Origin of the sequence: Paenibacillus sp. FSL R7-277, from assembly GCF_000517965.1 — a bacterium.
Classification (GTDB): Bacteria; Bacillota; Bacilli; order Paenibacillales; family Paenibacillaceae; genus Paenibacillus_AQ; species Paenibacillus_AQ silagei.
In genome coordinates this window covers 145539-156943 of the sequence record NZ_ASPX01000091.1, presented here as the reverse complement: position 1 = coordinate 156943, position 11405 = coordinate 145539, and the positions used below count along the sequence as shown (strand labels likewise).

At 54.7% G+C, this 11405-nt stretch carries 11 protein-coding genes, 1 rRNA gene and 1 riboswitch; of the genes, 10 read left to right on the top strand and 2 right to left on the bottom strand.

Annotation, left to right across the window (positions count from 1 at the left end; all coding sequences use genetic code 11):
- Positions 1-136: 136 nt before the first annotated feature.
- The 4 genes from rrf to C173_RS27030 all read left to right on the top strand — a co-directional run bounded on the left by rrf (position 137) and on the right by C173_RS27030 (position 3082).
- Positions 137-253, top strand: a 5S ribosomal RNA gene (rrf, locus tag C173_RS27045).
- 229 nt (positions 254-482) lie between these two features.
- Positions 483-1229, top strand: coding sequence for an acyl-[acyl-carrier-protein] thioesterase (locus C173_RS27040; protein ID WP_036730960.1), 747 nt, complete (start codon positions 483-485; stop codon positions 1227-1229).
- A 184-nt stretch (positions 1230-1413) separates the two neighbouring features.
- Entirely contained in the window at positions 1414-1974 is a 561-nt protein-coding gene (locus C173_RS27035) for an RNA polymerase sigma factor (protein ID WP_036731006.1), read from the top strand.
- Entirely contained in the window at positions 1949-3082 is a 1134-nt protein-coding gene (locus C173_RS27030) for a DUF4179 domain-containing protein (protein ID WP_036730958.1), read from the top strand. The genes C173_RS27035 and C173_RS27030 overlap by 26 nt, the downstream gene beginning before the upstream one ends.
- 139 nt (positions 3083-3221) lie before the next feature.
- Here C173_RS27030 and C173_RS27025 read toward each other — a convergent pair whose 3' ends face one another.
- Both C173_RS27025 and tsaA read right to left on the bottom strand, forming a co-directional pair.
- Positions 3222-4127 carry an AraC family transcriptional regulator gene (locus C173_RS27025; protein WP_036730956.1) on the bottom strand — a complete coding sequence of 302 codons (906 nt, stop codon included), beginning with the start codon at positions 4125-4127 and terminating at the stop codon, positions 3222-3224.
- A 20-nt stretch (positions 4128-4147) separates the two neighbouring features.
- Positions 4148-4591 carry a tRNA (N6-threonylcarbamoyladenosine(37)-N6)-methyltransferase TrmO gene (gene tsaA / locus C173_RS27020; protein ID WP_051478466.1) on the bottom strand — a complete coding sequence of 148 codons (444 nt, stop codon included), beginning with the start codon at positions 4589-4591 and terminating at the stop codon, positions 4148-4150.
- A 130-nt stretch (positions 4592-4721) separates the two neighbouring features.
- On the opposite strand from tsaA, the gene C173_RS27015 reads away from it, so the two are divergent.
- From C173_RS27015 to purK, 6 genes are all read left to right on the top strand, one after another.
- Positions 4722-6860: a DNA topoisomerase III gene (locus C173_RS27015; RefSeq protein ID WP_036730954.1), complete on the top strand. Its 2139-nt coding sequence runs from the start codon at positions 4722-4724 to the stop codon at positions 6858-6860.
- 141 nt (positions 6861-7001) lie between these two features.
- The gene (locus C173_RS27010) at positions 7002-8222 is read left to right on the top strand and encodes an MFS transporter (protein ID WP_235192039.1); all 1221 of its coding nucleotides are present in this window, start codon (positions 7002-7004) and stop codon (positions 8220-8222) included.
- 78 nt (positions 8223-8300) lie between these two features.
- On the top strand, positions 8301-8564 hold the full coding sequence (locus C173_RS27005; RefSeq protein ID WP_036693313.1) for a DUF1294 domain-containing protein: 264 nt from the start codon (positions 8301-8303) through the stop codon (positions 8562-8564).
- A 50-nt stretch (positions 8565-8614) separates the two neighbouring features.
- Positions 8615-9049, top strand: a complete 435-nt coding sequence (locus tag C173_RS27000) for a universal stress protein (RefSeq protein WP_036730952.1) — start codon at positions 8615-8617, stop codon at positions 9047-9049.
- 163 nt (positions 9050-9212) lie between these two features.
- A riboswitch (purine riboswitch) is annotated at positions 9213-9314 on the top strand.
- 243 nt (positions 9315-9557) lie between these two features.
- A complete protein-coding gene (purE, locus tag C173_RS26995; protein WP_036730950.1) occupies positions 9558-10043 on the top strand; it encodes a 5-(carboxyamino)imidazole ribonucleotide mutase in 486 nt (161 codons plus the stop codon).
- Positions 10040-11404 (top strand): 5-(carboxyamino)imidazole ribonucleotide synthase, encoded by a 1365-nt coding sequence (gene purK / locus C173_RS26990; protein WP_235192038.1) that lies wholly within the window; start codon positions 10040-10042, stop codon positions 11402-11404. Before purE ends, purK begins: the two co-directional genes overlap by 4 nt.
- Position 11405: the final 1 nt, after the last annotated feature.

The following is an 11405-nucleotide window of genomic DNA, read 5'->3' as shown; positions in this document are numbered from 1 at the left end:
CAAAAAGTGAAGATGACGCTGACGAAGCGGATTCCGAGTACTTTCCGGGGGCCCCGTAAGAAGGGCAAACGCAGATTCATTTCGGATTCAGTTTTCAGGAATCAAATTCCTGAAGCATTTACGCTGTAAATGCCCGTTTGGTGGCGATAGCGGAGGGGTTCCACACGTACCCATCCCGAACACGACCGTTAAGCCCTCCAGCGCCGATGGTACTTGGACCGAAGGGTCCTGGGAGAGTAGGACGTTGCCAAGCACACAAGACCACTGTTGAGAAATCAATAGTGGTCTTTTTGTATTTTCGGGGAAGCCTTGTGGACAGGTTGTGAGTAGATTCCAGGTCTTCTTACAAGTGGCGCATAGTTATACACATGTGGATAGATTTAGTTTTTTTGATACTTCTCCCCAAATGATGTGGATATCCGGTACAATAATGTGGATAGGTACCGAAAATTGGGGATAGACAGGTGAAGGAGCCAAAGGTTATGGATAAGCATAGCAGCTTTTTGTGGACAGAGCAGTTCAGGGTTCAGGCAAGTGACACGGATTACCGTTCAAGGGGCAAGCTCTCCTTCCTGCTGGATATCATGCAGCGTGCTGCGGATTCGGCTGTAAGCAGCCTGGGGCTAAGTATGGAGAGTATGCTCAAGGCGGGCATGGGCTGGATGGTCATCACCCTGGATCTGAATCTGCAGCGTCTGCCATCCCCGGGTGAGCTTCTTGAGGTACATACCTGGAGTAAAGGAAACAAAGGACCGCTCTGGCAGCGGGATTACCGGATCTATGACGCCCAAGGTGTAGAGCTTGCTTCGGCGCGATCGATCTGGGCCCTTGTGGATATCGGGAAGCGGAAGATTTTGCGTCCGTCAGCCTTGCCTATTGTTGTTGAGCCGTATTTAGAAGATTCCGTAGGGAGTCTGCCGGATAAAGTAATCCTTCCACCCGAACTTCTCTTGCAGGAGACTTACAGTTATCAGGTAAGATATAGCGGGCTGGATAACAACAAACATCTTAACAACGCGCGATATGCAGATTTATGTTGTGATGCCCTGGCGCTGGAGGAGTGGGAGGAGTTAGAGCTTACGGGGCTTCATATCACCTATGCTCAGGAAGCCAAATATGCTGAGGAGATTAGTGTTATGCGATCTTCTCTGACTGAAGAAGGGTTATATGTGCGCGGGCAAGACGGGGAGCGGATCTTTTTTGAAGCTTGCCTGAAGCTTAGAAGATAGGTTGATGTCTGAGGGAGACTTACATAGCGTTAAATCTAGACAGTTGCTCGAATTTCAGGGGAACTGTCTTTTGTCATATTTGCTATTTCCTTATATGTCACAAATACACAATTGGCATTCGTTATACAGGTGTAAAAGGAAAGTGGAGGTGATTCCTTTGGAGCAAGGCAACCCCGGGGGCCCAATGAATCCAAATAAGATTGAAGAAGCCATTCATCAGGTACACGCAGGAGACAGGCAAGCGTTCTCAACAATAATTAAGGAGTATGAAAGAAAGATTTACACGTATTGCTACTATCTCTTAAGGAGCCGTGAAGAAGCGGAGGATGCTGTGCAGGATATATTCGTTAAGGTGTATCAGCAGCTTGGGCGTTATGAACGGCGGGTTTCTTTTTCGGCCTGGCTATATAAGGTGGCTTATCATCATTGCCTGGACCAGCTTCGCAGGCGTAAGCGCCGCAGCCGGTTACTGTCCCTTTATAAGCTGCAACTGATGACGAATCAACAAGCGTTGCCGGAGGAGTCGCCGGTAGACCGGATTTTTGAAAATCTCACTTCGGAAGAGCGGGGGCTATTAATCCTTCGTGTCATTGAACAATACAGCTTCGAAGAGATCTCAATGATTACCGGAAGCAGTTCGGCGGCGCTGCGCAAAAAATATGAACGGCTCCGTAAAAAACTGATTCAGCAAAAAGCGGATGAAAAGGGAGGGTGTGCTCATGGAGAAGTGGCAGAATCAAACTGAGAAGCAAATGCTGGAACGTATTCGCAGCAGCGTCGGAAGAGTAGAGCTTCCTGTAGATAGCTATAATGAGCAGATTATGAACCGGATCGAACATTTGGAGACCAGAGGAGGAAGCAAATTGCTTAAGAAGACGTTGGCAGCCGCAAGCATAGCCGCCCTGATAGGATTAGGTACGATAACTGCAGGATTCATCTCCCCGGCCTGGGCCGATACCTTGAGTCAAATTCCTGTCTTCAGCAGTATATTCAAGCACACGGACAACCCGGGCCTGAAATTGGCCGCTGAACAGGGCCTGACCACATCGCCTAATATGAGCGTTACCAAAGATGGAGTGACGTTAAGTGTTACGGAAGTATTCTATGACGGAATTCAGCTGGCCATTGGATTTGAAAGAGCTGGAGTAGTGGATGAGCGGGTGCTGGCGGAGATTACGAACTTTAAAACCGATGAGTTTGACCAATCGACCAAAGGGCTGCTAGGGTTGCCGGAAGTTACCCTGGAATCTGGGGAGCGTCTCGGCTTTGGTTCTTCTTCTACAGGAGACGTACAGGGACAACCAAACACCCTTTTATTGGAAATGAGAGAGTTGTGGAATACATCAGCTCTCGGAGACGAATTCAAGGTAAATATCCGCGTACCGGTTGCCCAGATCGCCGAGCCGTTTGAGTTCCAGGTAACGGTGAAGAAACTTGCGGAGGGAATCATCAACCTTACCCCGGGCCAGGGGGCGAGCAAAGACTCCTTCCATTATAAAGTAAAGAGTCTGGACATCACGCCTGCTGCCATGAGGATGATCATCACCAGTGAAGGGGAAGTGCCTGCATCACCGGAGCAGACAGGGGAATATGGTCCAACGGAGGTATTCTATGAGCTTGTGGATGATGCCGGTAATGTGGCTACTTCCGCCCAAGGATATGCCTTGAGGAAGGCCGTTCAGCATCCTATTGTGGATAGTCTGTACAATATCTTCCCGCAACCACCCAAGACGATTACGGTCAGACCGTATACATTCACTTTGGATAATGAGCTGAAGCTCTTGTTGGATGACAATGGGAAACCGGTGAGAACTTATCATAAGGATCTTGAGAGCACTATAGTGATTCCATGAACCCGCGAACCGTGAAAACGGGAATGGGTAAGATAGGCTGAGCCCTTGTCCGCGTCTGCTGTGCAGATGCGGGCTTTTTTGAAAAAGGCCTGAGTCATCATCGAAGCTAAAGCCTCACTTTGTGGGGTTATTTTGCTGATTAGAGCAGCGTTAACGGAATGTAGATTTCACTTACGGAGTTCGGATGGTGGGGTCCCAGATAGCCCTGACCGTAGTATTCAAATTCATAAGGGAGGTTCAGGCGGTAATCGGTTCTCGGCAGAAAAACGCCATAGATATATTTGTAGGTAGCAGAAACTTCTGCGGATGGCCCTGTATGCTTAAATCTAAGATAACGTGCTGGCGGCAGAGTGTGGATAGGGAGGTGGTTGACTGCTTGTCCACAGCTTGCCTGAACGCTAGTGCCGGTATGTACAGATGATATGGAGTTTAGCTCACAGGCGATGTGAAAGGAGATTCCGTTATCCTCATAGTTATTCGGCCAATAGCCTAGCTGGTAATACTGCTCTGGAAGCTTGCGGTCCGGGATAGCCGGAAGATTGCTGAATAGCTGCTCCCAAGCTGCTCCGATGACCGACTGATCTTGCGTAACGGTAATGAATGGCCCCTGAAGCCTGATTGCACCAAGCTCAATCAGGTCAGGAGAGGCGCCCTTCTGCTCTGACCAATGCGGTAAATCAGCCGGCTGTAAGGGATGGAGAAACATAGGAATAACCTGGTTAGACTTATGGCGGATATGGGTGGGGGTGGTGCGCAGCAGTCTTTTGAAAGCCCGGGTGAAGGTCTCGTAATCATTATAAGCATAGTCCAGTGAGATCTCGTGAAAGGTCCGCTCGGGTCTGCCTAGAATATCCCTGGCCGCCTCTGAAATCCTCCGTCTTGCTATATAGTCGCCTGGTGTCAGTCCGGTAACCCCCTGAAACAGGCGGATGAAATGGAACAGGGAATAGCCGCTCTCTCTGGAAAGGGTCAGAACAGACAGCGGCTGCTTCAGATTCGCTTCGATATATTGGGTCGCCTGCAGAATAAGCTGGCTGTTCTTCATAAAGTCCTCTCCTCTTATGGTTACTCTACAGTCCACTTCCCCCATGAGGCGGCCCATGCGGGCACTCTAACCTGACGAACACGGTCGGTGGAAGGGAAATAAGCTTTGATATCAAGCACCGGCGTTCCCGGATAAGCATCCAGTCCGCTGACCTCCACAATTCCCTGATCAAGATCGACGGATATAATACGGGCAACCGTGAGTCCAAGCGGATTAGGGCGGACCGGAGACCGGGTCGCAAAAACACCGCTTACCGGCGCATTATAGGGAGGCTCAATCTGAGTAGTCGCCCGGAAGCTATCATCTGCAAACTCATGAATCCACCACAGGATCTGGCAGTGGCTGAAAGCATCTAACCCCTTCAAGGCAGGTCTGTATTCGGGTCTAATCTCAAGTCGCAGGTTCTGCTGTGTTCCCGTTACTACTCCTACTGGTATAATATTATACAATTCTGAGGCGGGCATTGGCTGTGACTCCTTTCGGCTGGGGGATGATTCTAGTCTAGCTGAAGTGAAGGGAATTCGGCCTGATGATAATTGCGGACTTGTATGTCATGGTATAATAGGTTGTTGATGACAGGGAGGGGTTTGGACGATGAAGGTATTGGTATTGGCAGAGAAGCCGTCGGTGGCCCGTGAGATTGCGCGGGTGCTGGGCTGTGGGAATAAACAGAAGAGTTATATGGAAGGTCCGAAATATGTGGTGACCTGGGCGCTGGGGCATCTGGTTGGCCTGGCTGAGCCTGAGGACTATAACAATAAATATGCAACCTGGGCGCTGGAGGATCTGCCGATTCTTCCAGAGAAGGCCAAGCTGAAGGTGCTGCGCGAGACCAGCCAGCAATATAAGGCTGTGCAGCAGTTAATGAAGCGGCAGGATATAGAGGAGCTGATCGTAGCAACGGATGCGGCGCGTGAGGGTGAGCTGCTGGCCCGCTGGATTATGAATATGGCAGGCTGGAAAAAGCCGTTCCGGCGGCTGTGGATCTCTTCTCAGACGGATAAGGCCATTAAAGAAGGCTTCGCTTCGCTGCGGCCTGGACGGGATTTCGACCGGCTGTATGAATCTGCCCGCTGCCGTGCTGAGGCGGATTGGATGATCGGGCTGAATGTGACGCGGGCCTTAACCTGCAAGTTCGGCGCGCCGCTCTCTGCGGGGCGTGTGCAGACCCCTACCCTGGGAATGATTATGGACCGGGAGAATGAGATTACCGGCTTCCGTTCCCAGGAATATGACCTGCTGACTGGGGATTTCGGGAATTTCCAGGCGGGGTGGCGTGCGCAGGGCGGGGATGGCCGGATTTTTGACAGGGAGAAGACGGGGGTCCTCAAGGAGAAGCTCACGGGCCGCAGCGGACGGATTACTAAGGTGCAGAAGAGTGAGAAAAGCGAGCCGCATCCGCTGGCTTATGATCTGACAGAACTGCAGCGGGATGCCAACCGTAAATTCGGCTTCTCAGCGAAACAGACCTCAAGTGTGCTCCAAAAGCTGTATGAACAGCATAAGCTGGTCACCTATCCGCGTACAGACAGCCGTTATCTGACCGCTGATATGACGGGCACGCTAAAAGAAAGGCTCGACAGCGTGGCTGTCGGTCCTTATGCAGCCCTCGCTAGACCGCTGCTGCGGAAGCCGCTGCCGATTACGAAGCGGATTGTCGATGACAGCAAGGTCAGCGATCACCACGCGATTATTCCGACAGAGCAGACGGTGCTGCTCAATCTGCTGAGTGCGGAAGAGCGGAAACTCTACGATCTGATCGTAAGGCGGTTCATCAGCCTGTTCTATTCTCCGGCCCGTTATGATGCCGTAGCTGTGACGGTAACCGTAGATGGTGAAAGCTTCTATGTGAAGGGAACTACCATCAAGGATGCAGGCTGGCGTGAGGTATACGGCGGAGATATGAGCTCGGATGACGACGAGGAGGATGCGGGGGATGAACCCGCAGCAGGCAGTGTGAAGCTGCCGGAGCTGCGGGAAGGTGACCCTGTGAAGCTTGCGCGCTGCATCATCAAGCCGGGACGGACACAGCCGCCGAAGCGTTATAATGAAGCCACGCTGCTGACGCAGATGGAGAAGCATGGGCTGGGGACACCGGCCACCCGTGCGGATATTATTGAGAAGCTGGTCAGCTCGGATACGATTGAACGGCAGGGCAATCTGCTGCATCCGACCGGCAAGGGCAAGCAGTTGATTGAGCTGGTCTCGGGACAGCTGCGTACACCGGAGCTGACGGCACGCTGGGAAGCGGAGCTGGAGAGAATTGCGCGCGGGCAGGGGCGCCCGGAGCCTTTTTTACAGGGTATCCGGAGTATGGCCCAGGAGCTGGTGTCCGGGGTGAAGAACAGCGGAGCGGAATACAAGCCGCATAATGTCTCTAACAGCCATTGTCCGGAGTGTGGAACAAGGATGTTAGAAAAGAAGACCAAACGCGGCAAGCTGCTGGTCTGTCCGAAGGAGGACTGCGGCTACACCCGGGCGGGCGAGAAGCAGCTGTCGAACCGCCGCTGCCCGCAGTGCCATAAGAAGATGGAGATGAAGGAAGGCAAGGCCGGGAAGTATGTGCAGTGCCTCGGCTGCGGAATTACAGAGACGATGGATAAGGACCACAAGCATATCAACAAACGCGAGCAGCAGAAGCTGGTGCAGCAGTACAGCAAGACGGAAAGTGCCGGCAACAATCTTGGGGACCTGCTGAAGGCTGCGATGGAAGCGAAGCAGAAGGGCAAGTAGCCGCAGGAAGCCAAAGTAAGGCTGTCCAAGGGACGGCAGATATGCTTTACTGTAGAAGATTGATACGGGGTCAGGCGTTAGGGCTCCGGTAAATAGAGTGGGGCAGGTGGAGAAGTGGCGGCGGCTGAAGGTTTAGCGGGTGTGACGAAAGCGGCAGAGGCCCCGGGTACGAAGGGGAGCAGCCGGTTGTATTTTCTGGTGATCGTCTTTATGTTCTGGTTCTCTTCTTATATCTATGTTCCGGTGCTCTCGCCGTATGTGGAGCATCTGGGAGCTTCTTATGTCATGGTGGGAGCGGTGCTGGGGATTTACGGCCTGATGCAGATTCTGTTCCGGCTGCCGATAGGGATGGGTTCAGATGTGCTTAACCGGCGGCGGCCGTTCATTTATCTGGGGCTGATCGCAAGCGGAGCGAGCTGTCTGCTGTTCCTGGCAGGGGCACATCCGGGCTGGGCGCTGGCGGCGCGGGCGGTTTCGGGGATAGCAGCATCGGCGTGGGTCGTGTACTCGGTGATGTTCGCGGGGTATTTTCCGAAAGAAGAGGCGGGCAGGGCTATGGGTATGCTCCAGTTCACCACGGTGATTGCCCAGTTAACCAGCATGATGATCAGCGGCTATATCGTAGACCACTTCGGCTGGAATACCCCGTTCATCATCGGTGGGATTGTGGCGGTGGCCGCGATGCTGCTGGTCGTCCGTCTTCCGGAGCAACAGCTGGAGAAGCGCACGGCGATTAAGCTCAAGGATCTGGCCGGTGTCGTGAAGGAGCCGCTGCTGGTAAAAGTATCACTGTTATCGGTGCTGGCCCATTGTGTGCTGTTCATTACAATGTTCGGCTACACGCCGAACCAGGCGCTCTATATTGGCGCGAGCAAGGGGAGTCTCGGCTGGCTGACGCTGGCTTTTATGCTGCCTCATGCGGTAGCGACCCTCTATGGAGCGCGCCTGTTCGGCCGGTGGCTGGGGGACCGGGGGACGCTGATGCTCGGTTTTGCCGGAAGTGCGGTGTTCACGCTGCTCATTCCTTCGATGCCAACGCTTGCCGCCTTATGTGCCACACAGATCGGAAACGGGTTCATGCAAGGCCTGATCTTCCCGCTGCTGCTGGGTAAATCCGTCTCCGGGGTAGCTCCGTTCAAGCGGGCGACAGCGATGGGGTTCTATCAGGCGGTGTATGCGATCGGCATGTCCGGCGGTCCTTTTGTAGCGGGATGGATGAGTGCGGCGTACGGTCTGCGCGGAGGCTTCTGGCTGGGCGCTATTGCGGCGGTGCTTGCGGCGGTGCTGTCCTGGTTCTGGATCAGGGAGGCCGGATTCGCAGGCAAGCAGAGCAAGAAAGAGCGGCGGTTGCAGGGCCGGTGATGTGAGGTTATTGGTGTTTTGCCGGATTGGGTAATATAATAGAGAGCAGATAGGATGCTAGGAGGAGGGGCCGGAAGGATGGTCAAGGTTGTATTGCTGTGGTTCGCGCTGATCAACATTATCGGGTATGTAGTGATGTCGGAAGACAAGAACAAGGCCCGGAAAAGACGGGATCGGGTGCCGGAGAAGACACTGTTCCTGCTGGCGTTCATGGGCGGGGCGCTGGGTGTGCTGATTGCCATGTACCGCAAACGCCACAAGACAAGGCATACTTCCTTCAGACTCGGAATTCCGCTGCTGCTGCTGCTGAATATGGTACTGTATGGATATTTTTTGAGGTAAGACCTTTGCAGGCTTGGTAATGATGTAAATAATAGAAAGAGGTGGCGTATATGTTATTCTCTAAAATTCTGCTTGCCTATGACGGTTCAAAGGCTTCGAATCAGGCTCTGGAACGGGCGATTGAGCTGGCTAAGGTAACTCCGGGGTCCTCCCTGTACGTCGTACACGCATTTGAATTCCCGCGGTTCTTCATCGGGGAAGCGCTCGCGCCTCTGCCGGCATCGGTGAACAAGGATTATTATGACCTCGCGGTCCAGACTACGGATGAGGTGAAAAGCCGGCTGGAAGCCGAAGGTCTGAATGCTACGGTAGAATTGCTGCAGGGATCGCCTGCGGAAATTATTCTGAATTATGCCAAGGAGCAGGGTGCAGATGTAATCGTCATCGGCAGCCGGGGGTTGGGCGGTATCCGGGAATTCGTTCTGGGCAGCGTCAGCCATAATGTGGTGCAAAGTGCGCGCATTCCGGTGCTGGTTGTTAAATAATAGGAACTTTAGTAGAGGGACGCTGAGGCGTTCCCCTTTTTTTAATACGAAGATGGGCGAATTAGCGGGAGTAAGATTTTCAATTTAGCCCAAAAGCGAACATTTTACAGACATGATATGACAATGTTCGTGTTTAAGTTGACATGATGTGTAGGGCGTTGTTAAACTGAATCTATGAAGAGCTCGTATAAAACCGGGGATAAGGCCCGGAAGTTTCTACCCGGTAACCGTAAATTGCCGGACTACGAGGAAATAGGATAACTGGAACGACAGCAGATAGCCTCCCCGCAGCCCGGGGCGGTGTTCCTGCATTCTCCTGCCTGTAGAGACGGGGAGTATGCAGCTGCCGGGCGGTTATCACCTGATTCCTTAGTAGTCCGGGTCCACCCGCAGCAGAATGCGTCTGGAGTCCGGGCTATTTTTCACGGTTCATGCGGGAATTGGCAGGAAACGGGACACACTGAAATCAGAGAAATCTCTATAACGGAAATGGAAGGCTGGGTGAACGATGTCTGTGCAAGTAGGTGTCATTATGGGCAGCAAATCGGACTATGAAACGATGGAGCATACCTGTGAGGTGTTGGAGGAGCTAGGCATAGCTTATGAGAAAAAGGTTGTCTCCGCACACCGCACACCGGATCTGATGTTCCGTTATGCCGAGGAGGCGGCGGAGCGCGGCCTGCGGGTCATTATCGCCGGAGCGGGCGGCGCGGCGCATCTGCCAGGTATGGTGGCTGCGAAGACCACACTGCCTGTTATCGGGGTCCCCGTACAGTCGAAGGCTTTGAACGGCATGGATTCGCTGCTGTCTATTGTGCAGATGCCTGCGGGCATCCCGGTAGCGACGGTAGCGATCGGACGCGCCGGAGCTATCAATGCGGGACTGCTGGCGGCGCAGATCATCGGCGCCTTCGAGCCGGAGGTAGCGCAGCGGGTGCAGCTGCGGCGCGAGGCGACTCAGCAAGAGGTGCTGGAAAGCAGCGAGAGTCTATGAGCCTGGAGGAGCTGAAGGCCGGACGGCTGGAGGGTGGCGCGGAGCGGGCTGAGGTTGAAGGCGAAGCGGGCGGTGCTGAGGTGGAACGGGCGGTAAAGGCTGCAGGCGAAGCTGAAGGTGCCGGGGCGGAGCGGGCGATAAAGGCTGAAGGCAGAACGATAGATGCCGGGGCTGGGGCAGAGCGGGAAGAGACCGGGGCGCAGCCGCCGCGGACGCTGCTGCCCGGCGCAACGATCGGCGTGCTCGGCGGCGGGCAGCTCGGGCGCATGATGGCGTTGTCCGGCAGCGCCATGGGCTACCGCTTCGTGGCGCTGGACCCGGCAAAGGATGCGCCGTGCGGGCAGGTGACGCCGCAGATCACTGCGGCGTACAATGACCGGGACGCCGCGCGCGAGCTGGCGCGGCGCTCCGACGTCATCACGTACGAGTTCGAGAATGTGGACGCGGGCGTAGCCGCGCTGCTGACGGAGGAATCGTACGTGCCGCAGGGCAGCGCGCTGCTGTATACGACGCAGCACCGGCTGCGCGAGAAGGCGGCGATCGAGGCGGCCGGCGTGCCCGTTGCCCCGTACCGCAAGGTCGGCAGCCTGGCGGAGCTGGAAGCGGCGGCTGCCGAGCTGGGCCTGCCCTGTGTGCTGAAGACAGCCACAGGAGGATATGACGGCAAGGGACAAGCCGTGATCCGCAGACCGGAAGAGCTGGCCGCAGCGTTCCGGCAAGTCGCGCCCGGGGCGCAGGTGCCGGAGCTGGTGCTGGAGAAATTCATCACCTTCAAATGTGAGATTTCGGTCATCGCCGCCCGGAGTGCCTCGGGGGAGGTTAAGAGCTTCCCGCCTGCCGAGAACATTCATGTGGAGAATATCCTGCATCTCTCGATTGTCCCTGCGCGGGTGCCGGAGGAGATTCAGCGGCGGGCCTGCGAGCTGGCCGAGCGGATTGTCTCCGGCATGAAGGCGGTCGGGCTGCTGGCGGTTGAGATGTTCGTGACGGAGGATGGAGAGCTGTTCGTCAATGAGCTGGCACCGCGTCCGCATAACTCCGGCCATTACACGATGGATGCCTGCGTGACCTCGCAGTTCGAGCAGCATGTGCGGGCGATCTGCAATCTGCCCCTGGGCGATACGAAGCTGCTGACTCCTGTGGTGATGGTGAATGTACTCGGCGAGCATCTGGACGGAGCCGTTCAGGCAGCCTGCCGTGCGAATGAAGAGGCAACCCGGCTTGGGATATCGCCCAAGCTTCATATATATGGTAAGACCGAGAGCAAAACCGGCCGTAAAATGGGCCATATCAACCTGCTCTGCAAGGATACCGGCGACGGATTGTCCTGGGTAGAGCAAACTAACCTTTGGAGGAACTGAC